This is a genomic window from Streptomyces sp. NPDC035033 (assembly GCF_040636735.1).
GTDB lineage: Bacteria > Actinomycetota > Actinomycetes > Streptomycetales > Streptomycetaceae > Streptomyces.
In genome coordinates, this window is the sequence record NZ_JBEZUZ010000028.1 from 45407 (window position 1) to 67535 (window position 22129).

23 protein-coding genes are annotated in these 22129 nt (G+C 77.2%); 15 read left to right on the top strand and 8 right to left on the bottom strand.

The genetic code is table 11. The annotated features are described in order from the left end of the window. Positions 1 to 25: 25 nt before the first annotated feature. A complete protein-coding gene (locus AB0E83_RS14540) occupies positions 26 to 2026 on the top strand; it encodes a prolyl oligopeptidase family serine peptidase (RefSeq protein WP_362110186.1) in 2001 nt (666 codons plus the stop codon). After that, positions 2023 to 2961, top strand: coding sequence for an LD-carboxypeptidase (locus AB0E83_RS14545; RefSeq protein WP_362110188.1), 939 nt, complete (start codon positions 2023 to 2025; stop codon positions 2959 to 2961). The genes AB0E83_RS14540 and AB0E83_RS14545 overlap by 4 nt, the downstream gene beginning before the upstream one ends. A 177-nt stretch (positions 2962 to 3138) precedes the next feature. Here the strand turns inward: AB0E83_RS14545 and AB0E83_RS14550 are convergent, their stop codons facing one another. The 3 genes from AB0E83_RS14550 to AB0E83_RS14560 all read right to left on the bottom strand — a co-directional run bounded on the left by AB0E83_RS14550 (position 3139) and on the right by AB0E83_RS14560 (position 5930). Further along, complete coding sequence (locus AB0E83_RS14550; protein WP_362110190.1) at positions 3139 to 3792, bottom strand: GntR family transcriptional regulator; 654 nt, start codon at positions 3790 to 3792, stop codon at positions 3139 to 3141. 51 nt (positions 3793 to 3843) lie between these two features. Next, positions 3844 to 4932, bottom strand: a complete 1089-nt coding sequence (locus tag AB0E83_RS14555; protein WP_362110192.1) for an adenosine deaminase — start codon at positions 4930 to 4932, stop codon at positions 3844 to 3846. 236 nt (positions 4933 to 5168) lie between these two features. Further along, the gene (locus AB0E83_RS14560; protein WP_362110194.1) at positions 5169 to 5930 is read right to left on the bottom strand and encodes a GntR family transcriptional regulator; all 762 of its coding nucleotides are present in this window, start codon (positions 5928 to 5930) and stop codon (positions 5169 to 5171) included. A gap of 158 nt (positions 5931 to 6088) precedes the next feature. Between AB0E83_RS14560 and AB0E83_RS14565 the strand changes: the two genes are divergently transcribed. From AB0E83_RS14565 to AB0E83_RS14575, 3 genes are all read left to right on the top strand, one after another. After that, complete coding sequence (locus AB0E83_RS14565; protein WP_362110196.1) at positions 6089 to 6340, top strand: lipopolysaccharide assembly protein LapA domain-containing protein; 252 nt, start codon at positions 6089 to 6091, stop codon at positions 6338 to 6340. Next, the gene (locus AB0E83_RS14570; protein ID WP_362110197.1) at positions 6337 to 6708 is read left to right on the top strand and encodes a hypothetical protein; all 372 of its coding nucleotides are present in this window, start codon (positions 6337 to 6339) and stop codon (positions 6706 to 6708) included. Before AB0E83_RS14565 ends, AB0E83_RS14570 begins: the two co-directional genes overlap by 4 nt. 200 nt (positions 6709 to 6908) lie before the next feature. After that, positions 6909 to 7454: a GNAT family protein gene (locus tag AB0E83_RS14575; protein WP_362110198.1), complete on the top strand. Its 546-nt coding sequence runs from the start codon at positions 6909 to 6911 to the stop codon at positions 7452 to 7454. Here AB0E83_RS14575 and AB0E83_RS14580 read toward each other — a convergent pair. Beyond that, complete coding sequence (locus AB0E83_RS14580) at positions 7435 to 7770, bottom strand: DUF6204 family protein (RefSeq protein WP_362110200.1); 336 nt, start codon at positions 7768 to 7770, stop codon at positions 7435 to 7437. The genes AB0E83_RS14575 and AB0E83_RS14580 overlap by 20 nt on opposite strands. A gap of 157 nt (positions 7771 to 7927) precedes the next feature. Here AB0E83_RS14580 and AB0E83_RS14585 point away from each other — a divergent pair, with 157 nt between their 5' ends. After that, complete coding sequence (locus AB0E83_RS14585; protein WP_362110202.1) at positions 7928 to 9889, top strand: DUF5107 domain-containing protein; 1962 nt, start codon at positions 7928 to 7930, stop codon at positions 9887 to 9889. 9 nt (positions 9890 to 9898) lie between these two features. On the opposite strand, the gene AB0E83_RS14590 is transcribed toward AB0E83_RS14585, so the two are convergent. Then, entirely contained in the window at positions 9899 to 10735 is an 837-nt protein-coding gene (locus tag AB0E83_RS14590) for a methyltransferase domain-containing protein (protein WP_362110204.1), read from the bottom strand. A gap of 557 nt (positions 10736 to 11292) precedes the next feature. On the opposite strand from AB0E83_RS14590, the gene AB0E83_RS14595 reads away from it, so the two are divergent. After that, entirely contained in the window at positions 11293 to 12570 is a 1278-nt protein-coding gene (locus tag AB0E83_RS14595) for an aminotransferase class I/II-fold pyridoxal phosphate-dependent enzyme (RefSeq protein WP_362110206.1), read from the top strand. Further along, a complete protein-coding gene (locus AB0E83_RS14600) occupies positions 12567 to 13598 on the top strand; it encodes an MBL fold metallo-hydrolase (RefSeq protein ID WP_362110208.1) in 1032 nt (343 codons plus the stop codon). The genes AB0E83_RS14595 and AB0E83_RS14600 overlap by 4 nt, the downstream gene beginning before the upstream one ends. On the opposite strand, the gene AB0E83_RS14605 is transcribed toward AB0E83_RS14600, so the two are convergent. After that, the gene (locus AB0E83_RS14605; protein ID WP_362110210.1) at positions 13578 to 14228 is read right to left on the bottom strand and encodes a VTT domain-containing protein; all 651 of its coding nucleotides are present in this window, start codon (positions 14226 to 14228) and stop codon (positions 13578 to 13580) included. The two genes, AB0E83_RS14600 and AB0E83_RS14605, sit on opposite strands and share 21 nt — an antisense overlap. Continuing rightward, a complete protein-coding gene (locus AB0E83_RS14610) occupies positions 14225 to 15004 on the bottom strand; it encodes an MBL fold metallo-hydrolase (RefSeq protein ID WP_362110212.1) in 780 nt (259 codons plus the stop codon). Before AB0E83_RS14610 ends, AB0E83_RS14605 begins: the two co-directional genes overlap by 4 nt. 91 nt (positions 15005 to 15095) lie before the next feature. Here AB0E83_RS14610 and AB0E83_RS14615 point away from each other — a divergent pair, with 91 nt between their 5' ends. The 6 genes from AB0E83_RS14615 to AB0E83_RS14640 all read left to right on the top strand — a co-directional run bounded on the left by AB0E83_RS14615 (position 15096) and on the right by AB0E83_RS14640 (position 20886). Further along, on the top strand, positions 15096 to 15500 hold the full coding sequence (locus AB0E83_RS14615) for a hypothetical protein (protein ID WP_362110214.1): 405 nt from the start codon (positions 15096 to 15098) through the stop codon (positions 15498 to 15500). 420 nt (positions 15501 to 15920) lie between these two features. Next, positions 15921 to 18029, top strand: coding sequence for a phage holin family protein (locus AB0E83_RS14620; RefSeq protein WP_362110216.1), 2109 nt, complete (start codon positions 15921 to 15923; stop codon positions 18027 to 18029). A 132-nt stretch (positions 18030 to 18161) separates the two neighbouring features. Beyond that, on the top strand, positions 18162 to 19619 hold the full coding sequence (locus AB0E83_RS14625; protein ID WP_362110218.1) for an amino acid permease: 1458 nt from the start codon (positions 18162 to 18164) through the stop codon (positions 19617 to 19619). 66 nt (positions 19620 to 19685) lie between these two features. Continuing rightward, on the top strand, positions 19686 to 20084 hold the full coding sequence (locus tag AB0E83_RS14630) for a hypothetical protein (RefSeq protein WP_362110220.1): 399 nt from the start codon (positions 19686 to 19688) through the stop codon (positions 20082 to 20084). 55 nt (positions 20085 to 20139) lie between these two features. Further along, positions 20140 to 20310 carry a hypothetical protein gene (locus AB0E83_RS14635; protein ID WP_362110222.1) on the top strand — a complete coding sequence of 57 codons (171 nt, stop codon included), beginning with the start codon at positions 20140 to 20142 and terminating at the stop codon, positions 20308 to 20310. A 159-nt stretch (positions 20311 to 20469) separates the two neighbouring features. Further along, the gene (locus tag AB0E83_RS14640; protein ID WP_362110224.1) at positions 20470 to 20886 is read left to right on the top strand and encodes a hypothetical protein; all 417 of its coding nucleotides are present in this window, start codon (positions 20470 to 20472) and stop codon (positions 20884 to 20886) included. Here the strand turns inward: AB0E83_RS14640 and AB0E83_RS14645 are convergent. Further along, the gene (locus tag AB0E83_RS14645; RefSeq protein WP_362110226.1) at positions 20876 to 21682 is read right to left on the bottom strand and encodes a helix-turn-helix transcriptional regulator; all 807 of its coding nucleotides are present in this window, start codon (positions 21680 to 21682) and stop codon (positions 20876 to 20878) included. The genes AB0E83_RS14640 and AB0E83_RS14645 overlap by 11 nt on opposite strands. A 101-nt stretch (positions 21683 to 21783) precedes the next feature. Between AB0E83_RS14645 and AB0E83_RS14650 the strand changes: the two genes are divergently transcribed. Next, positions 21784 to 22089, top strand: a complete 306-nt coding sequence (locus tag AB0E83_RS14650; protein WP_362110228.1) for a 4a-hydroxytetrahydrobiopterin dehydratase — start codon at positions 21784 to 21786, stop codon at positions 22087 to 22089. The last annotated feature ends 40 nt before the right edge of the window (positions 22090 to 22129 follow it).

Consider the following 22129-nt stretch of genomic DNA (forward strand, 5'->3'; position numbering starts at 1 on the left):
CCACCGGACCCTGGGGGAGCAGAGGATGCAGAACACGGCCGCCTACGGCAGCTGGCCGTCGCCCGTCACCGCCGCGCTGGCGGCCGCCGACGACGGCCGGCCCGACCACCTGGGCACCGTCGGCGACGAGGTGTGGTGGAGCGCCCCCCGCCCCGCCGAGGGCGGCCGCCGGACCCTGGTCCGGCGCCGGGCCGACGGCACCGAGGCCGTCCTCCTGCCGCCGCCGTGGAACGTGCGGAGCCGGGTCATCGAGTACGGCGGCCGCCCCTGGGCCGCCGCCGAACGGCCCGGCACCGGCCCCCTGGTGGTCTTCTGCCACTTCCCCGACCAGCGGCTCTACGCGTACGAGCCCGACGCGGGACCCGGCGCGGAGCCCCGGCCGCTCACCCCCGTCTCCCCGGTGGGCGGCGGACTGCGCTGGGCCGACCCCGTGCTCCTGCCCGGCCGGGGCGAGGTCTGGTGCGTCCTGGAGGAGTTCACCGGGCCCGCGCCCACCGACGTCCGCCGGGTCCTCGCCGCCGTCCCCCTCGACGGCTCCGCCGCCGACGACCGGACGGCCGTGCGCGAACTCTCCGACGGCCGCCACCGGTTCGTCACCGGACCCCGGATCTCCCCCGACGGACAGCGGGCCGTCTGGCTCGCCTGGGACCACCCCCGGATGCCCTGGGACGGCACCGAGGCCGTCCTCGCCGAGATCACCGCCGAGGGCGAGCTCAAGGACGCCCGGACGGTCGCCGGGGGCCCGGAGGAGTCGGTGCCGCAGGCCGGCTGGGACGCCGCCGGCCGGCTCCTCCTCGCCAGCGACCGCACCGGCTGGTGGAACCTCTACCGCGCCGAGCTCGCCGCCGACGGGACCCCCGGGCCGCTCCGGGCCCTCTGCCCCCGCGAGGAGGAGTTCGCCGGTCCCCTCTGGCAGACCGGACTCACCTGGTTCCAGGCCCTGGAGACCGGCCCGATCGCCGTCCTCCACGGCCGCGGCGACGCCGTCCTCGGGATACTCGACCCCGAGACCGGCACCCTCGCCGACGTCCCCGGACCCTGGACCGCCTGGTCCTCCACCCTCGCCGTCCACGGCACCCGGGTCCTCGGCGTCGCCGCCGGACCCCACCGCCGCCACGAGGTCGTCGAACTCGACACCCGCACCGGACGCGCCCGGGTCGTCGGCTCCCCGCACACCGACCGCGTCGACCCCGGCTACTACCCCGAGCCCGTCGGCCGCACCTTCACCGGCCCCGGCGGGCGCGAGATCCACGCCCACGTCCACCCGCCCCGCAACCCCGGCTCCACCGGCCCCGCCGGCGAGCTCCCGCCCTACGTCATCCGCGCCCACGGCGGCCCCACCGGCCGCTCCGCCCGCGTCCTCGACCTGGAGACCGCCTACTTCACCTCGCGCGGCATCGGCGTCGTGGAGGTCGACTACGGCGGCTCCACCGGCCACGGCCGCGCCTACCGGGAACGGCTGCGCGGCCAGTGGGGCGTCGTCGACGTCGAGGACTGCGCCGCCGTCGCCACCGCCCTCGCCGCCGAGGGCACCGCCGACCCCGCCCGGCTCGCGATCCGCGGCGGCAGCGCCGGCGGCTGGACCAGCGCCGTCTCCCTCGTCCGGACCGACGTCTACGCCTGCGGCACGATCATCTACCCCGTCCTCGACCTCAAGGGCTGGGCCACCGGCGAGACCCACGACTTCGAGTCCCGCTACCTCGACGGCCTCGTCGGCCCCCTCGACGAGGTGCCCGAGCGGTACGCGGAGCGCTCCCCGATCGAGCACGTCGACCGGATCAGCGCCCCCTTCCTCCTCCTCCAGGGCCTCGACGACGTCATCTGCCCGCCCGCCCAGGCCGAGCGGCTGCTCGCCCGCGTCGCGGGCCGCGGCGTCCCGCACGCCTACCTCGCCTTCCCCGGCGAGGGCCACGGCTTCCGCCGCGCCGACACCATGATCCGTGCCCTGGAGGCCGAACTCGCCCTCTACGCCAAGGTCTTCGGCTTCGAGCGGCCCGACGTGCCGGAGCTGGAGCTGCGCGCGTGACCCCCGCCGTCCCGGCGCTCGCCCGCCCCGCGCGACTGCGCCCCGGCGACCGGATCGCCGTGGTCGCCCCCAGCGGCCCCGTCCCCGAGGAGCGGCTCCGGCCGGGGCTCGACCTCCTGCGCGACTGGGGGCTCGAACCGGTCGTCGCCCCGCACGTCCTCGACGCCCACCCGACCCTCGGACACGTGGCGGGCGCGGACCGCGACCGGGCCCGCGACCTGACCGAGGCGTACGGCGACCCCTCCGTCGCCGCCGTGATCTGCGCGCGCGGCGGGTACGGCGCCCAGCGCATGGTGGACCTGGTGGACTGGGAGGCGATCCGCGCGGCCGGCCCCAAGCCCTTCATCGGCTACAGCGACGTCACCGCCCTGCACGAGGCCTTCGCCGTCCGCGCCGGGTTCGCCACCCTGCACGGCCCGATGACCGCGACCGAGGCCTTCCTCACGGAGCCGCGCACCCGCGACTCCCTGCGGGCCACCCTCTTCGAGCCGGAGACGGTCCGCGTCCTGGGGGCGGAGACCGCGCGACCCCTGGCACCGGGCCGCGCCGCCGGCGTCACCCTCGGCGGCTGCGTCAGCCTGCTCGCCGCCGACCTCGCCACCCCGCACGCCCGGCCCTCCGCCCGCGGCGGGCTGCTCCTCCTGGAGGACGTGGGGGAGGAGCCGTACCGCCTGGACCGGATCCTCACCCAGCTGCTGCGCTCCGGATGGCTCGACGGCGTCGCCGGGATCGCCCTCGGCTCGTGGGAGGAGTGCGGCCCGTACGAGGAGGTCCGCGCGGTCCTCGCCGACCGGCTCGGCGGCCTCGGCGTGCCCGTCCTGGAGGGGCTGGGCTTCGGCCACGCCCGCACCGCGCCGACCGTGCCGCTCGGCGTGCCGGCGGTCCTCGACGCCGACGCCGGCACGCTCGCCCTCGACGTCCCCGCCCTGCTCTGACCGGAGCCCTCCGCGCGCCGAGGCCCTCCGCGCGCCGGAGCCCTCCGCGCCGAGGCCCCCTCCGCGCCCGCCGGAGCGCCCCCCCGCCCCGGACGGGGGCGGGGGGAACGCGAAAGGAAACCCGGCCACCCGGACCGGGACTCCTCGACCACGCGGCGCGCCGCCCGGAGGGGGCGGTCAGCTCCCCGTCGCCCTCCGCTGGTGCGCGGTCGCCTTGCTCTGGCTGGTCTCCAGGTGACGCAGCGCCAGCTCCTCGACGCCCTCCACGTCCCGCGCCTCGATCTTCCGGTAGAGCTCCTCGTGCTCCTCGGCCACGACCGTGAAGTCGTCGTGCTGGCCCAGCAGCCAGCGCATCCGGCTCCGCAGCGTCCCCTCCAGCTCGGTCAGCAGGGCGTTGTCGGCGAGTTCGGTGACGGTCTCGTGGAAGTCGGCCGCCGCCCGCCGCGCCTCCGCCCCGTCGCCCCGCGCCGCCGCCGCCTGCTCGGCGTCGAGGTCGGCGCGCAGCTTGGCGAGCCCCGCGCGGGTGCGCCGCTGGGCCGCCAGCCGGAACGCCAGGATCTCCAGGGCGGACCGGACCTCGATGAGGTCGGCGATGTCGGAGGCGGTGAACTCCCGAACCACCGCCCAGGTGCGCGGCCGGGGCGTCACCAGCCCCTCGTTGACCAGGTCCCGCAGCGCGTCGCGGACCGGCAGCCGGCTCACGTCCAGCTCGGCCGCGATCTCCCGCTCCACCAGCCGGCTGCCGGGCGCCCGCGTCCCGTCGATGATCTGGTCGCGCAGGGTGCGCGTGATCCGCTCCGACTCGGGCCTGAACTCCTCAGCAGCTGTCATGCCGCCATTCTTCCACCGGGGAGGACGGCGCCCGCCGTCCTCCCCGGGGCGTCAGAGCGCCGCGTACCCCGGGCGCACGACCTCCTCGATCAGCCGGTTCCGCTCCGGCAGCGGCAGGAACGCGGCCTCCAGGGCGGCGACCGTGAACTCCTCGAAGACCTCGGGTCCGTACCCGAAGGCGTCCGCCACGTGCTGGAACTCCTCGCTCATGGTGGTGCCGGAGACGAGGCGGTTGTCGGTGTTGAGGGTGACGCGGAAGCCGAGGCGGCGCAGCTCGTCGATCGGGTGCGAGGCGTAGTCCTTGGCCGCGCCGGTCTGGAGGTTGGAGGTCGGGCAGACCTCCAGGGCGATCCGGTTGTCGCGGACGTACGCGGCGAGCCGGCCGAGCGTGCCGTCCTCGGCGATGTCGTCCGTGATCCGCACGCCGTGCCCGATCCGCTCGGTGCCGCAGACCTGCACCGCCTCGTGGATCGACTCGGCGCCGACGGCCTCGCCCGCGTGGATGGTGAAGTGGCAGTTCTCCCGCTTCAGGTGCTGGAAGGCGGGCAGGTGGCGGGCCGGCGGGTTGCCGATCTCGCCGCCGGCGATGTCGAAGCCGGCCACGCCGTTGTCCCGGTGGGCGACGGTCAGCTGGGCGATCTCCAGGGAGCGGTCGGTGTGCCGCATGCCGGTGAGCAGCGCCCGGACGGTGATCCGGCCGCCGGTCCGGCGCTCGCCCTCGCGGAAGCCCTCGTTGACCGCCTCGACGACCTCGTCGAGGGTCAGCCCGGCCTCCAGGTGCTGCTCGGGGGCGTACCGCACCTCCGCGTAGACGACCCCGTCCGCCGCCAGGTCCTCGGCGCACTCGGCCGCGATCCGGACCAGCGCCCCGCGGGTCTGCATCACCGCGCAGGTGTGGGCGAAGGTCTCCAGGTAGCGCTCCAGGGAGCCGGAGTCGGCGGCGTCGCGGAACCAGACCGCGAGCTCGGCCGGGTCCTCGGTCGGCAGCGCGGTGTAGCCGCACTCCCGGGCCAGCTCGACGATGGTGGCCGGGCGGAGCCCGCCGTCGAGGTGGTCGTGGAGGACGGCCTTGGGGGCGCGGCGGATCCAGTCGGAGACGACGGGCCGGGCGGACGTGGCAGGGTTGTCAGACAAGTGCATGGCGGGGAAGTGTACGTCATGACCCGCCCGGCGCGGGAGGGGCGGACGCGCGGCACCGCGAGCGCACTCGGGTACGGCTCCGCGGGCGGGGTCCGGGCGGGGCCGGCCGGAGGCCCCGGCGTCCCGCGGCCGCGCGGCCCCGGAGCCGTACGGCCGCCGCTCCGCGACGGGGCCGGCGGGGCCGCCTGCCGGACTCCGCCGACCGGCCCCGGCGGCGCGGACCGGCGGTGGCGCCGTCAGTGGGACTGGAGGACCGGCAGCGCGGGCGCGCCCGTCGGGAGCATGTGCTTGGCGGCCAGGACCGGGGCGTCCCCGACCCGCACCACCTGGGTCACGAGGACCGCGGGGGTGTCCGCGGGGCGGCCCAGCTGCTCGCCCCGCCGCCGCCCGAGCAGGGTGGCGGTGATCCCGCTGTGGGCGTGCAGCGCCACCTCCCGCGAGGCCCCGAGCAGGACCGCGAGCATCGACGACGCGCCGCCCGCCTCCGGCGCCGCCTCGCGCTCCCGCAGCGCGCGGGCGAAGGGCGGGTGGACGCGGTCCAGGACCTCGTCCGCCGCCGCCCACTCGTGGCACAGCGCGGCCGGTCCCGCCTCGCCGTTCAGCACCGACTCCCAGAACCGCAGCTCCGCCCGGGCCGGGGCCAGCAGGTGCTGGGTGGTGAAGTCGGTGGGCTCCTCCAGGGTGCGCAGCAGGGCCCGGACCCGGGGCTCCGTGCCGCCGCCGATCAGCTCCTCCAGCGGCCGGATCTGCTCGAAGCCGCGGCGCGGTGGCCGCGCGTTCACCGTCCGGCCCACCCCGCGGCGCACCGTGACCAGCCCGTCCTCCTGGAGCAGCAGCAGCGCCTCGCGCAGCGCGGGCCGGCTCACGCCCAGCTCGGCGGCGAGCTTCGGCTCGGAGGGGAGGGCCGAACCGGGCGGATAGGTGCCGTCGTGGACGGCGTCCGCGATCCGCTCGTAGAGCGCCACCACCGGTCGCCGCCGGTGCCCGCTGACCGCCAAGGCCCCTCCTCGTCCGTCGTCCGGCCACCACCGTAGCCGGACCGAGTTGTCTGACAAGTCACCCGGACGGAGCTGTCCACCGTCCCGCCGGCGTGCCGATCCCCCCATTCTGGTCCCACGGGTACGCCCGAGACGGACGACGGAGGAGAGGGCCGGGCATGAGTCCCAAGGACACGGCAGGCACGAAGAGGGGGGAACGGCTCGGCGCCGTCACCCCCGGACGGATCGCGATCGCGGTCGTCGCGGTCCTCCTGCTCGTCTTCATCTTCGAGAACACCCGCCAGGTCGAGATCCGGCTGCTGATCCCCGAGGTGACGATGCCGCTCTACCTCGCCCTGCTCGCCACCGCCCTGCTGGGCGCGCTCTGCGGCTGGTACGTGGCCCGGAGGGGCTTCAGGAGGGGCAAGTGAGGCGCGGGGCCCTGATCGGGGCGGGCGCGGCGCTGGCCGTCGCCGCGGTGGCGGCCGGGGCCGCCGGGGACACGGACGCCCGGCGGGCCCGGCGGGCCAGGGAGGCGGCGGCCGGGGCGACCCCGCCGATGCCGGACTTCCGCGGCCGGGGCCTGTGGCGGGTCTTCACCCGCCTGGACCACCGCACCCGGCTCGACGTCCACGACGCGAGCGGCCGGGACCGGCGGGTGCTGTGGCCCCCGCACTGGCGGGTCTGCACCCAGTACCCGGTCGCCGGCACGGGCCTCGACCGCCGCTCGACGGTCGTGATCGGCGTCCTCCGCAAGGGCGAACCCTGCCCGCTCCGCGTGACGACGGCCCGCCGCTGACCCGCCCGCCGCCGGGGGCGCGCACCCAGGGCGGCGCACGCCCCGGGCCGCGCGCCTGGAACCGTACGCCCGCCCTCGGAGCCGTACGCGCCCGCCCTCGGAGCCGTACGCGCCCGCCCTCGGAGCCGTACGCCTCCGCCCCCGGACCCGTACGGCCCTGGCCCCGGGCCCGGGGTTCCGGCCGGGGTTAGCCTGGGGGCATGCCCGATGATCATGACCGCTGGCTCACGGCCGGGCCCCGGGTGGGGCTGCGGCCGTTCACGCTCGACGACGCCGGGGAGTTCACCGCCCGGGCCGAGGAGAGCGTCGCGCTGCACCGGCCGTGGCTCTTCCCGCCCCGCACCCCCGAGCGGTACGCCGCCTACGCGGGCGCGCTGATCGAGGAGCCCGCCCGGGAGGGCTTCCTCGTCTGCGAACGGGCGGAGGCCGGCCGCATCGCCGGGTTCCTCACCGTCAACAACATCGTCCACGGCGCCTTCCGCAACGGGACCCTCGGCTACGGCGCCTTCGCGCACGCCGCCGGACGGGGCCTGATGGGGGAGGCGCTGGGGCTCCTCCTGGCGTACGCCTTCGGGCCGATGGGGCTGCACCGCCTGGAGGCCAACATCCAGCCCGGCAACGCCCCCTCCCGCGCCCTGGTCCGCCGGGCCGGCTTCCGCCTGGAGGGCTTCTCGCCCGCGATGCTCTTCATCGACGGGGCCTGGCGGGACCACGAGCGCTGGGCGATCACCGCCCCTTGCGGTTGACCTTCATCGTGTCGAGGTCGGTGACCGTGGACCTCAGCCCCTTGTGACCGTGGCCGAGCGCCGCGAGCGCCGCCTCCACCCGCTCCTCCGCGAGCGCGCCGGCCATCTCGTCGCCGTCCTCGGCGTCCGACTCGACGACCAGCCGGTAGGAGAAGTGCTTGAGCGTCCGGTCGTAGGCGAGCGAGCCCTCCTCGGTGAACCGCATCGCCGTCAGGCCGTGCTCCTCCACCTCGGCGAGCAGCCGCTCCCGGCTCTCGGGCGACAGCCCGTCGAAGGTGCCCCGCACGATGACCCGGTAGGTGTGTGGCGTGCCCATCTCTCGTACTCCCGTGGTGCTCCAGGCGCCCGCCCCGGCGGCGGACGACCCTCCACCCTAGGCCCCGGTCCGGGCCGGGCGCATTCCGATAAAAGCCGGCTGAAAGCCCTGGTCACGCGGTCTGTTCAGGGCGGGCCCCGGCGTGTTCCATGGGCGGATGACGACCGTACGACGCGCCGTGCTCACCCTCCCGGCGGCCCCGCTCGGCCCGGACAACCCGCTGCCCGCCCTCCGCGTCCCCGGCCCGGCGCACGCCCTCGGTCCCGGGGAACTCGCCGCCCTGCCGCGCGAGATGGCGCGGGGCATCGGCCGGGCGCCGCTGCGCAGCCTGCTGCCCGCCCCGGTCCGCGACGGCTACGGCCGGGACCGCGCGGAGACCGCCCTCGACGCCCTCGTCCTGGAGAACGACCGGCTGCGGGTCACCGTCCTGCCCGGTCTCGGCGGCCGGGTCCACTCCCTCCACCACAAGCCCACCGGCCGCGAACTCGTCTACCGCAACCCCGTGTTCCAGCCCGCCGCCTTCGCCCTCAACGGCGCCTGGTTCTCCGGCGGCATCGAGTGGAACACCGGCGCCACCGGCCACTCCACCCTCTCCTGCGCCCCGGTGCACGCGGCCGCCGTCCCCGCGCCGGACGGCACCCCGATGCTCCGCCTGTGGGAGTGGGAGCGCCTGCGCGACCTGCCGTTCCAGGTCGACCTGTGGCTGCCGGAGGGCTCCGACTTCCTCCTCGTCGGCGTCCGCGTCCGCAACCCGCACGAGCGTCCCGCGCCCCTCTTCTGGTGGTCCAACGCCGCCGTCCCCGAGCGCCGGCGGATCCTCGCCCCCGCCGACGCCGCCTGGCACCACGGCTACGAGCGCGGCCTGCGCCGGGTCCCCGTGCCGGCGGGGGAGGACGGCACGGACCGCTCCCGGCCGGACCGCAGCACCCACGCCGCCGACTGGTTCTACGACCTCCCCGACGGCGGCCGCCGCTGGATCGCCGCCCTCGACGAGGACGGCACCGGCCTCGTCCAGACCTCCACCGACCTCCTGCGCGGCCGCAAGCTCTTCGTCTGGGGCACCGGCCCCGGCGGCCGCCGCTGGCAGGAATGGCTCACCGAGCCCGGCACCGAGGGGTACGCCGAGATCCAGGCCGGTCTCGCCCGCACCCAGCTCGAACACCTCGAACTCGCCCCCGGATCGGAGCTGAGCTGGCTGGAGGCGTACGGGCCGCTGGCCGCCGATCCGGGCGCCGCGCTCGGCGCCGACTGGGCGGCGGCCCGCGCCGAGGCCGAGCGCGCCCTCGACCTGGCCCTGCCGCGCGCCGCCGTCGACACCGCGCACGCCGCCTGGCGGGAGCGGGCCGCCGACACCGACCCGGAGCCGGACGCGGTCCTGGCGACGGGCTCCGGCTGGGGCGCGCTGGAGGCCCTGCGGGCCGGCCACCTCCTCCCCGGCACCCCCTTCCCGGAGACGGCGCTCGGCGCCGAGCAGGAACCCTGGCGGGCCCTGCTGCGCACCGGCGTCCTGCCGCCGCCCGCCAAGGGGGCCGTGCCGTTCCCGCCGCAGACCGCCCCGGCCTGGCGGGACATGCTGGAGACCGCCCCCGCCGACCCGTCCACCGAGTACCACCTCGGCATCGCCCAGTGGCACGCCGGCGACCGGGCCCAGGCGGTCCGCAGCTGGGAGCGGGGCCTGGCCGGGGCGGCGGTGCGCTGGCCCCTGCTGTACTGCCTCGCCGTCGCCGACCGCGAGGACGGACACCCCGAGCGGGCCGCCCACCGCTTCGCCGAGGCGTGCGCGGAACTGGACGGCGCCGTGGACGGGCCGGCCGGCGTGACGGTCGCGGCGGCGCTGGCCCGCGAGGCGATCGACGCCCAGCTGGCGGCCGGCCGCCCCGGCCGGGCCCGCGCCCTGTGGCGGGCGCTGCCGGAGGAGGTCCGGGCGCGGGGCGCCTTCCGGTTCCTGGAGGCCCGGCTCCTCCTCGCCGAGGGGCGCCCGGACGAGGCCCGCGCCGTCTTCGACGCCGGTTTCGAGGTCCCGGACCTCCGCGAGGGCGCGGAGACCCTCGGCGAGCTCTGGGCCCGCCTCACCGACGAACCCCTCCCGGCCGCCTACGAGTTCCGCATGCGGCCGTAGCCGGGGCCCTCAGGAGACCCGGCAGAGGATCTCGCCGTGCGGGACCACGAACGAGGCGTCCTCCTGGGTGCCCCACTCGCGCCAGGCCGCGCTGATCTCCTCCAGTTCGGCGCGGGTGGCGTGCCCGCCCTCGACCGCCAGGTCCGCGTAGGACGAGGCCGTCGTGCGGTCCGCCCACAGGCCGCTCCACCAGGCCCGCTCCCCGGGGGTGGAGAAGCTCCACGCGGACGCGGTGGTGGTGATGTCGGTGAAGCCGGCCCGCCGGGCCCAGGCGAACAGCCGCCGCCCGGCGTCCGGTTCGCCGCCGTTGGCGCGCGCCACCCGGTGGTAGAGGTCCAGCCAGCCGTCGAGGACGGGCCGTTCGGGGTACCAGACGAAGGAGCCGTAGTCGCTGTCGCGGGCGGCGACGACCCCGCCCGGCCGGCAGACCCGGCGCATCTCGCGCAGCGCCCGCACCGGGTCGCCCACGTGCTGGAGCACCTGGTGGGCGTGGACGACGTCGAAGGAGTCGTCGGGGAAGTCCAGGGCGTGCACGTCGGCGACCGCGAACTCGACGTTCTCCAGGCCCCGTTCGGCGGCCGTGGCGCGGGCCTTCTCCAGGACGTCCCCGGCCGCGTCGACGGCGGTGACCCGGCCCGGCGCGACCAGCGCGGCCAGGTCGGCGGTGATGGTGCCGGGTCCGCAGCCGACGTCCAGCACGTCGAGCCCCGGGCGCAGTTCGCCCAGCAGGTAGGCCGCCGAGTTGGCGGCGGTGCGCCAGGAGTGCGAGCGGAGGACCGACTCGTGGTGCCCGTGGGTGTAGACGGCGGTCTCGTGGACCTGGGGGCGCGCGGAGGCGTGCGTCATGGAAGCGACTCCCTCGGTGTGGGTGTGTGGCTCCACGGTAGGGCCATTCGCCGGATGGTGAGACCGGCGTCTTGCGATGTGGACCACCGGAGGGAAGGCGGGAGCGTCAACCCGCCCGGGGCGGAGGGCGGTTGGCGCGGGTGTGGTCAGGGTCTCGGGGGGAAGTCGGCCGATTGGAGTTGGCTTCTAGAAAGGACTTCTATATGTTTCCGTGCGGGGGAGGCGCGCAACGGGGGCGCGCATCGCGGGGGCGGCCCGGACCATGGGGGGACCGGGCCGCCGCCGCGCCTTCGCCGGCCCCGAGCCGTCGCGGCCACGCCGTACCCGCGCCTCCGCGTCCTCGCCGTACCCGCGCCTCCCGTCCCTCCGCCGGACCCCGCGCCCCGGGGCCGCGCCCGTACCCGCGCCGGACCCCTCCCGCGTCCGCGCCGGCCGTCCCTCCCGCGCCCCCGTCACCCGATCGCCGCCCTCTGGACGGGCGGGCCGGGGCGAACCTCCGTATAAAGGGCACGGGGACGCCGTGCCCGGCGCCCCCGTGCGCTCAGGAGGTACGGGACATGCGGGAGACGGCTCCGGAAGGCCGCGGCCCGGTGCGCTACGGCCCTCCCGCGCCCGAGAGCGGCCGGTCCGTCCCCCCGGCGCTCACCGCCCTCCTCGCGGCCGCCGCCGGCCGGACCGCCCCCGAACCGCCCGGCGGCGGACCCGTCCTGCGCGAGGCCGCCGCCGGCTACTGGTGGCGCCGCGGCCTGCGCGGCCACGGCGAGGACGCCCTCGTCGCCCCCGGCGCCCCCGCCCTGCTCCTCGCCCTGCTCGCCGCCCACGGCGGCGACGTGCTGCTGCCCCGCCCCTGCCCCGCCTGGTGGACCCCGCAGATCCGGCTCCTCGGCCGGCCCGCCTACCACGTGCCCACCACCGCCGAGGCCGGCGGCGTCCCCGACCCGTACGCCCTCCTGGAGACCGTCCGCCGGGTCCGCGCCGAGGGGGGCGACCCCCGCGTGCTGCTGCTCTCCGTCGCCGACGACCCCACCGCCACCGTCCCCCCGCCCGAACTCGTCCGCGAGACCTGCGAGGCCGCCGTCGCCGAAGGGCTCCACGTCGTCAGCGACGAGACCTGGCGCGACACCCTCCACCACCCCCAGGACACCGTCCTCCTCAGCCCCGCCGAGATGTGCCCCGACGACGTCACCGTCCTCGCCGACCTCGCCGGCGGCGGACTCGTCCCGGCCTCCTGGCCCTGCGCGATCGCCCGCTTCCCGCCCACCGGCCCGGACCGCGCCGACCGCTACGGCGACCCCCGCGCCCGCGCCCTCGACGTGCTCACCGCCCTCGGAGCCGTCCTCCCCGCCCCCCTCGCCCCCGCCGTCGCCCACGCCCTCGACGAACCCGAGGACGTCTCCGTACCGGCCCGGCGCGCCGCCGCCGTCCACGGCCGGCTCGCCGCCGCCGCGCACCGCGCCGTCCTCGCCGCCGGCGCCCTCGCCCGGCCCCCGCGGGCCGGCCGCCACCTCTACGCCGACCTCGGGCCGCTCCGCCCCGGCCTCGCCGCCCACGGCGTCACCGACTCCCTGGAACTGGAACAGCTCCTCACCGCCCGCCTCGGCCGGCCCGTCCCCGGCGGCCACCGCTTCGGCGACGAACTCGGCGCGCTCCGCGTCCGCCTCGACACCGGACCGCTGCTCGGCACCACCCCGCCCGAACGCGCCGAGACCCTCGCCGCCCGCGAACCCGAGCGGCTGCCCCAGGCGGTCCGGGCCCTGGACGCGCTGGCCGCCGCCCTGCACGACCTGGCCCGGCCCCCGGCCGGCCCCGCCGCACAGAACGGAGCCCGCAGATGACCGAACGGACGGCCCGCCCCGCCCCGGCCGCCGAGGCCCCGCGCCGCGCCGCGCTCCCCACCTCCGTGCTCCAGCCGCTCGGCCGGCTGCGCCGGGACTGGCCCCGCAGCTTCGCCGACCGGCTCACCGCCCCCCTGCCCGGCGTCCGCGCCCTCGCCCGGCTCGCCCGCGAAGGCGCCGTACGCCCCCGGCCCGAGGGCCTGCGGGACATCCCGCTGCTGCCCTTCGAACCCGGCCCGCCGCCGCCCGCCGGACCCGGCACCGTCGCCGTCACCTGGGCCGGGCACGCCAGCTGGGTCCTGCGCCTCGGCGGCCTCACCGTCCTCACCGACCCCGTCTGGTCCCGCCGCATCCTCGGCACCCCGGCCCGGCTCACCCCGGTCGGCGTCCGCTGGGAGGACCTGCCGCCGGTCGACGCGGTCGTCATCAGCCACAACCACTTCGACCACCTCGACGCCCCCACCCTCCGGCGGCTCCCGCGCGCCACCCCGGTCCTCGTCCCGGCCGGCCTCGGCCGCTGGTTCCTCCGCCGCGGCTTCACCCGCGTCACCGAGCTCGACTGGTGGGAGGCGGCCGAACTCGGCGGCGTCCGCTTCGACTTCGTCCCCGCCCACCACTGGTCCAAGCGGACCCTCCTGGACACCTGCCGCTCCCTGTGGGGCGGCTGGGTGCTCACCGACCCGGCCGGCCGGCGGATCTACTTCGCCGGCGACACCGGCTACGGCCACTGGTTCGCCGAGATCGGCCGCCGCCACCCCGGCATCGACCTGGCGCTCCTCCCCATCGGCGCCTACGCCCCGCGCTGGTGGCTCCGCGACGTCCACACCGACCCGGAGGAGGCGGTCCGCGCCCACCAGGACCTGGGCGCCCGCCGGATGGCCCCCATGCACTGGGCCACCTTCCTCCTCTCCGCCGAACCCGTCCTCGAACCCCTCACCCGGGTCCGGGCCGCCTGGGAGCGGGCCGGACTGCCCCGCGAGGACCTGTGGGACCTCCCGGTCGGCGGCTCACGCGTCCTCGTGCCGTAGCGCCTCCCGGCCGCCGCCCCGGATCCGCCGCCACAGCGCGGGGACCGCGCCGACCAGCAGCGTCAGGCCCACCGCCGCCACCACCCCCTGCCACGGCTCCGGGAAGAGCGAACCGCCCAGCACGCCGATCAGCTGGTACGTCGCCGCCCACGCCAGACACGCCGCCGCGTCGCCTCGCGCGAACCGGCGCAGCGGCATCCGGGCCAGCAGACACGCCAGCATCACCGGGATCCGCCCGGCCGGCACCAGCCGGGACAGCACGAGCACCGACACCTGGTGGCTGTCGAGGCGCTCCTGCGCCTGCGCCAGCCGGTCCGGCGTCACCCGGCCGCGCAGCGCCGCCAGCCAGCGGGAGCCGTTCCGGGACCGCACCCCGCGCTGCCCCAGCCAGTACAGCGCCAGGTCGCCGAGGAGGGCGGCGGCCGAGGCCAGCAGGAAGACGAAGAGCAGCGAGAAGGGCGAGGACTGGTGGAAGGCGACCACGGCCGCCGAGCTGACGATCGCCCCCGTCGGCACCACCGGCACCAGCGCGCCCAGCGCCACCAGCAGGAACAGCGACGGGTAGCCCACCGCCTGCTGCGTCGACTCCGGCGGCAGGTCCCGCACCGCGGCGAGCAGCCCACCCGTCACCGGGCGACCTCCGGCCGCACCCGCTCGCCGTGGGCCAGCCGGTGGACCGTCACCTTCGGCGCCAGCCGGGCCGCCTGCCGGACGAACTCGTCCCCCGGCGCGTGGAACTCGTGCGGCCGGACCCCGTCCAGGCCGATCGGCCAGTACGTGCCGTAGTGCACCGGCACCGCCGCCGCGGGCGACAGCGCGGCCAGCGCCTCCGCCGCCCGCCCCGCGTCCAGGTGCCCGTGCCCCAGGAACGGCCCCCAGCCGCCCACCGGAAGCAGCGCCACGTCCACCGGCCCGACCTCCTCCGCCATCGCGTCGAACAGCCCGGTGTCCCCGGCGAAGTACGTCCGCGCCCCGCCCTCGACGACGTACCCGAGCGCGGGGGAGCGGTGCGGGCCGAACGGCAGCCGCCGCCCGTCGTGGAGCGCCGGCACCGCCCGTACCGTCACGCCCTCCACCGCCACCTCGTCGCCGGCCGCCACCTCCGTCAGCCGCAGCCCGCCCGCCGCCAGCCGGCGCAGCCCCGGCACGGCCTCGGGCGCGCCGCGCGGCACGAGCACCCGGGTCCCCGGCGCGAGCCGCGCCAGCGACGGCAGGTGGAGGTGGTCGGAGTGCAGGTGCGAGACGAGGACCGCCTCGGCGACGGCCGCCTCCGGCGGGGGCGGGGCGCCCCGGCGGCGGCGCAGGTGCGCGAGCCGCCGCGCGAACAGGGGGTCCGTGAGGAACCGCACCCCGGAGTCCTCGACCGTGCAGGTCGCGTGCCCCCACCAGGTGACCTCCACCGGCATGCCGCCCTTCCGTCGCCCGCGCGCTCTCCCTGACGAGGGTAGAGGCCCGGCGGCCCTCCCGTGCGGCCGCGCGGCGCAGTAGGGTCGGGCCATGAACGACGTCCGGGTCGCGGCGATCGCCAGCCTCACCCCGCTCGAAGAACTCGACTCCGCCCCCTTCCTCGTCGACACGCGCGGCCAGCACGCGGCGTGCGCCCGCTGGGCGGTCGAACGGGGCTACGTCGTCGCCCGCGAACTCCTCTTCTACGGCGTCCGGCCCGACCACGACGAGCTCTGGGCGGACGTCGAGGCGGGCGAGGTCGACGTCTTCGTCGCGGCGAACGAGCGGGTGCTGGCGCGCGCGCTGACCTCCGTGGCGGGCTTCCGGGCGGAGTGCGCGCGGCGGGGGGTGCGGGTGGAGACGGCGGACGCGGCGGGGCCCGTGTACGACTCCGCCGCCAAGGCCGCCGTCCACCGCCGCCTCTCCATGCCCACCGCCGGCTACGACGGCACCTGACCCCTCCGAGCCCGCGCCCCCTCGCGCGCCGCGCCCCTTCGCGTGCCGCGCCCCCCTCGCGTGTCGCGCCCGCCCCCCGTTGTGGGCAATCGTTCCGCTGGGGCGGAACGGGTGGGCACAACGGGACGGCGCCCCGTACCGGGCCTAGGTTCCCGCGCCTGAACGCCCCGCACACGTGCGCCGCACCGGGGGTGTGCCCACCCTCCCCCAAGGACTTCGTCCAGGGGGACCCCCAGCCCCGCGGAACGCCTGCCCACACGGTGGCGGGACCGGGCCCGTCCGCACGGCCCCGGCACGGGGCACCCGCGCGGCCCGGCGCGGGGCATCGCGCGGCCACGGAACGGCCCCGTCGTGGGGTGGGCGGGGCTCGGGGTGGGGAGGTATGTCAGGGTGGGGGGATGTTTGGGCGGAAGGTGTCGCGTGGGTGAGCCGAGGAACGACCGCTGGCGCAGCACGGGCCGCACGGCCGTCCGCGTGCTCACCGTGTGGACCGTCTCGACGGTCACCCTGCTCGCCCTCGCCGGCCTGCTCCCGGACTTCCAGCTCCAGTCCGCCGACGGCGACAGCCTCACCCGCACGGCCCTCACCGCCGCCTGGGCCGCCGGCGCCTTCGGCCTGCTGACCGCCCTCGTCTGGCCGCTCGTCGTCCGCGCCCTGCTGCTCGTCCCGGCGCTCGTGCTCGGCCTGCTGGTCTTCTTCCTCAACGGCTCGCTGCTGCTCGTCGCGCTCTGGCTGATCCCGGACGGGCGCGGGGCGGCCGACCCGGAGACGGCGGTCGTGGTCGCGGCCGTGATGTCCGCGGTGGCCTCCGCGACCTCCACCGCGCTCGCCGTGCGGGACGACGACGCGTACCGCCGCCGGCTCTACCGGCTGACCGGCCGCACCCGCCCCCGCGACCCGCGGTCCGTCCCGGTGCCCGCGCCCGGCACGGTCTTCCTCCAGCTCGACGGCGTCGGCCACGAGGTGCTGCGGGCGGCCGTCGCCGACGGGCTGATGCCGACGGTGGCGGGCTGGCTCGACGCCGGCCACCGGCTCACCCCGTGGCGCACGGACTGGTCGAGCCAGACCGGCGCCAGCCAGCTCGGCATCCTGCACGGCAGCAACGAGGACGTGCCGGCCTTCCGCTGGTACGAGAAGGACACCGGCCGCGTCATGGTGTCGAACCGGCCGGCGAGCGCGGTCGAGCTCCAGCGCCGGGCGGTGCGCCGCACCGGCGACGGCGGGCTGCTCACCCTCGACGGCGCCTCCCGGGGCAACCTGTTCAGCGGCGGCGCCGACCAGGTGGCGCTGGTGCTGACGGTGGCGGCCCGGCGCGGCCGCCGGAACCGCTCGCGGGCCGGCTACTTCGCGTACTTCTCCGACCCGGCCAACGCGGTCCGCACCGCCGGCTCGTTCGCCGGCGAGGTCGTCCGCGAGGTGGTCCAGTCGACCCGGGCCCGGCTGCGCCGCGAGACGCCCCGGATCCGGCGCGGCGGCACGTACCCCTTCGTCCGCGCCTTCGCGACGGTGGTCGAGCGGGACGTGGTGGTCGCGGCGGTGCTGGGCGACGTGCTCGCGGGGCGCACCGCCGTCTACGCGGACCTGGTGGCCTACGACGAGGTGGCCCACCACTCCGGGCCGCGCGGCCGCGACACGGACCAGGTGCTGCGCCGGCTCGACCGGGCCGTCGCCCTGATCGCCCGGGTCGCCGAGCACGCCCCGCGGCCGTACCGGATCGTGCTCCTCTCCGACCACGGGCAGAGCCCGGGGGAGACCTTCGCGGGGGCGTACGGGCTGACGCTGAAGGAGCTGGTGCGGGCCGGGTGCGGGCTGCCGGTGCCGCGCCGGGTCGGCCGGACCCGCAGCGGCGCGGAGGCCCGGGACGCCGCCCGGGACGCGCTGCGCAGCGCCCTGCACCGGCCGGTGGAGGAGGCCGGGGAGACGGAGCGCGAGCTGCCCGCCCGGCCCTCCGAACCGGTCGTCCTCGCCTCCGGGAACCTGGGCCTGATCTCCTTCCCGGACGTGCCGCACCGGATGACGAAGGAGGAGATCGACCGGCGCCATCCGGCGCTGCTGCGGACCCTCGCCCAGCATCCCGGGATCGGTTTCCTGCTGGTGGCGAGCGCCGAGCACGGCTCGGTGGTGCTGGCCCGGGACGGGGTGGAGGTGCCGGTGGCGGAGCTGGCGGACGACGGGCCGCTGGCGGTCTTCGGCCCGGGCGCGGCCGAGGCGGTCCGGCGCACCGACGGCTTCCCGCACGTCGCCGACGTGATGGTCAACTCCATGTACGACCCGGCGACCGGCACCGTGCACGCCTTCGAGGAGCAGATCGGCTCGCACGGCGGCCTGGGCGGCGAGCAGTCGCGCCCCTTCCTGCTGTCCCCGCCGGCGCTGTCCCCGCCGGTCGCGGAGGGGGAGGAGCTGGTGGGCGCCGAGCGGGTGCACCGGGTGCTGCGGCGCTGGCTGCGCGAGGACGACGGCCCGCAGGTGCCGCTGGGGCCGCCGGCGGACGCTCCGGAAATTTCCTCGTCAGCCCTTGAAGCGGAATGAGTTCTTCCGGTTTTCAGGGTGGTCGCGCCGGACAAAAACCACGGATTTGGACGGGTGTTCGCCGTTCCCGCACGATGGGCCGGATCCGTACGACGGACGTCCGGGTCCGCACGACGGAAGGCGCACCACCCCATGAGCACGGCCCCCCAGGCCCCCACCCTCCCCCCGGCCGGCACCGAGACCGAGACCGGCACCGGCACCGAGACCGGGACCGAGACCGGGTCCGGCACCGGCCGGCAGCACGTCCGGCGCTTCGGACTGCCGGTCGCGAGCGCCCTGGTCCTGGGGAACATCATCGGCGGCGGCATCTTCCTCCTGCCCGCCTCCGTCGCCCCCTACGGCACCATCAGCCTCGTCGCCTTCGGCATCCTCACCCTCGGCGCCCTCGCCCTCGCCCTGGTCTTCGGCCGGCTCGCCCGCCGCCACCCGGTCACCGGCGGCCCGTACGTCTACGCCCGCGCCGCCTTCGGTGACTTCGCCGGCTTCCTCTCCGCCTGGTCGTACTGGATCACCGCCTGGGTCTCCAACGCGGCCCTCGCCGTCGCCGCCGTCGGCTACCTCGACGTCCTCGTGCCCCTGCACGACTCGAAGGCCGCCACCCTCGCCGCCGCCCTGGCCGTCCAGTGGCTGCCCGCCGCCGCCAACCTCGCCGGCACCCGGTACGTCGGCGCCGTCCAGGTCGTCGCCACCGTGCTCAAGTTCGTCCCGCTGCTGCTCGTCGCCGTCGGCGGGTTCTTCTTCTTCGACGGCGCCAACCTCGGCCCCTTCCAGGCGACCGACGGCGGCGCCCTCGGCGCGGTCTCCGCCTCCGCCGCGATCCTGCTCTTCAGCTACCTCGGCGTCGAGTCCGCCGCCGTCAGCGCCGGCGAGGTCCGCGACCCGCGCCGCAACGTCGGCCGCGCCACCGTCCTCGGCACCCTCGCCGCCGCCGCGCTCTACCTGCTCACCATGGTCTCCGTCTTCGGCACCGTCCCGCACGACCGGCTCGTCGACTCCAGCGCCCCCTTCGCCGACTCCGTCAACCTGATGTTCGGCGGCACCTGGGGCGGCGCCGCCGTCGCCTGCATGGCCCTGGTCTCCATGGTCGGCGCCCTCAACGGCTGGACCCTGCTCAGCGCCCAGACCCCGTACGCCGCCGCCCGCGACGGCCTCTTCCCGCAGGTCTTCACCGTGAAGCGGCGCGGGGTGCCCACCGTCGGCGTCGTGGTGACCGTCGTCCTCGCCTCGCTGCTGACCGTGTACAACTACACGGCCGGCTCCGGCGGCGTCTTCGAGACGCTGGTCCTCGTCACCACCTTCACCGCCACCGTCCCCTACCTGCTCTCCGCCGCCGCCCAGATCTACTTCCTGCTCTCCGGGCGGGCGGACCGGGTCCAGCGCTCCCGGCTGGTCCGCGACACCCTCCTCGCCCTCGCCGCCTTCGGCTTCTCCCTCTGGCTCGTCGCCGGCTCCGGCCACGCCGCCGTCTACCAGGGCGTCCTCTTCCTCTTCGCCGGCGTCCTCGTCTACGCCTGGATGGCCGCCCGCAAGCGCGCCGCGGCCGACGCCCCCGAGCCCGCCGAGGCGGTGAATCCGGCCCCGGCGGCGTAGTCCAGGAGGGCGGATCTCCCGGCCGGACGGAGCCTCCGCCGGGCCGGCGGGGCAGTACGGATCACCGTGAGCCCCGCACCCGGGCCGGCGCTTCTCCTCCGGCCGTCCCGCGCCCCCGCCGGCCCGGCGGGGGCACCGGCACGTCTCCGGCGGCTCCTCCTCGTCCTGCTGCTCGTCCTCGCCGCCCTCGCCGGCACCGGCGCGGCGGGAACCCCCTCCGCGGCCGGCGCCGAACCCCGGCCGGCCACCGCGCCCGCCGCCCCGGACCCCGCGGGGGAGACCCACGAGCCCGTCCCCGCCGAGGCGGGCGTCCCCGGCCGCACCCGGCACCACCGGACCCGCCGCCGGCCCGTCCCGCCCGCCCCGCGCCCCCGCCCGGCCGGCCGCGCCCCGCGGCGCGCCGCCGCCGTCCCCGCACCCGCCCCGCTCCCCTCCGCGCACCGGCGGGTGGTGATGCGCTGCTGACGGGCCCCGCCCCCAGCAGCCCCCACCCACCCCCGCACCCGCGAGGAGCACCGTCATGCCCGCAGATCCGTACGCCGTCCTCCAGGCCCTGCTGCGCGCCGAGGCCGCCCGGGCCGCCCGCCGCACCGCCGAGGACGCGCCCGCCCCGGCCCCGGAGCCCGTGCGGCCGGCCCCGGAGCACGCCCCGGCCGCCGCCCGCCCGCGCCGCGAGCCCCCGGTCCGCTGACCCGCCCGGGATCCGGCCGGCCGGCGGCCATGACCTCCCAGGTAATCGACCCGCACCGGCCCCCGGCGGCAAGCTCTGAACCACCGGAACCCGGGCGGCGCACTCCGCCCGGGCGCCGGGTCCCACCGTACGCACGTCCCCACTGGAGGGTGATCCGTCATGTCCCAGGCCCTGCTCGCCGGTCTCGCCCGCACCACCCAGCCGCAGTCCATGGTCCGCCGGTTCCTCGCCCTCGACGCCGTCGTCACCGGGGCCAACGGGCTCGCCTACGCCCTCGCCTCCGGCCCGCTCGGCGACCTCCTCGGCGTGGCCCCCGCGCTCCTGCTCGGACTGGGCCTCTTCCTCACCGCCTTCGCCGCCGGCGTCGCCTGGCTCGCGAGCCGCCCGCAGCCCCCGGCGGCCGCCGTGAAGCTGGTCGTGGACGCCAACCTGCTGTGGGCCGTCCTCAGCCTGGTCGCCCTCGCCGCCTGGCTGGAGCCCACCACCGCCGGGCTCGTCTGGACCCCGATGCAGGCCGGCACCGTCGCCGGCTTCGCCCTCCTCCAGTGGGCCGCGCTGCGGGCCGCTACCCGCTGAGGGAGCGCAGGTACTCCGCCGTCGCCGGGTCGGCCGGGAGCATCGTCTCGATGGCCAGCTCGGCGACGGTCACGTCCATCGGCGTGTTGAAGGTCGAGATGGACGACACGAAGGACAGCACCCGCCCGCCGTGCTCGATCCGCAGCGGCAGCGCGAAGTACGGGTACGGCTCCGGGTCCTCCGCGTCGCCCGCCTCCGGCGGCTCCGGCAGCGGGTACGCCGTCACCTCCTCGTACACCGCGCGCAGCGCGTCCGAGCGGGCGAAGGCGATCTGACGCTCCATCTGGGCCAGCAGGTGCCCCCGCCACTCCCGGAAGTTGCGGATCCGGGGCGCCAGGCCCTCCGGGTGCAGGGTGATCCGCATCGCGTTCATCGGCGGCGCCAGCAGGTGCTCCGGCAGCCCGTCGAGCAGCATCCCGATCGCCCGGTTGGCCGCCACCACCGTGTACGAACCGTCCACCACCAGCGCCGGGTACGGCTCGTACCCCTGGAGCAGCCGCGCGATGCCCTGCCGCAGCGTCTCCAGCTCCGGCGCGTCGAGCGGCGACTCCGTGTACCGGGGCGCGTAACCCGCCGCGAGGAGCAGCGCGTTGCGCTCCCGCACCGGCACGTCCAGGTGCTCGGCGAGCCTGAGGACCATCTCCTCGCTCGGCCGCGACCGGCCCGTCTCGACGAAGGAGATGTGCCGCGCCGAGGAGTCGGCGCGCAGCGCCAGCTCCAGCTGGCTCAGCCGCCGCCGCTCGCGCCAGCCGCGCAGCAGCGGCCCCACCCCCGTGTCGCTCACGACTGTCGTCATGCGCAGACGGTATCCCAGAGGGGTGACCGGGTACGTTCCTCCCGGGGCCGTACCCGCACCCCCGCCCCACCCCGCGCACCACCGACCGGAGGGAGCACCCCGTGCCCACGCAGCCGCTGTCGCAGAAGGAGATCGAGGACCGACTGCGGGAGCTCCCCGGCTGGTCCGTCGAGGACGCGCGCCTGGCCCGCTCCTACCGGCTCGCCGACCACTTCGCCGCGACCGCCCTCGTCGTCCACGTCGCCCAGATCCAGCAGGAGCTGAACCACCACGCGGAGCTGACGCTCGGTTACGACACGGTCGCCCTGGCCGTCTCCACCCACTCGGCGGGCGGCGCCCTCACCGAGAAGGACTTCGAACTCGCCGAGCGCGTCGAGGCCGCCGCCCCCGGCCACGGCGCCCACTGACGCGCCGTCCGCTCCCCAGGCTGTCCGCCATGGTGGACAC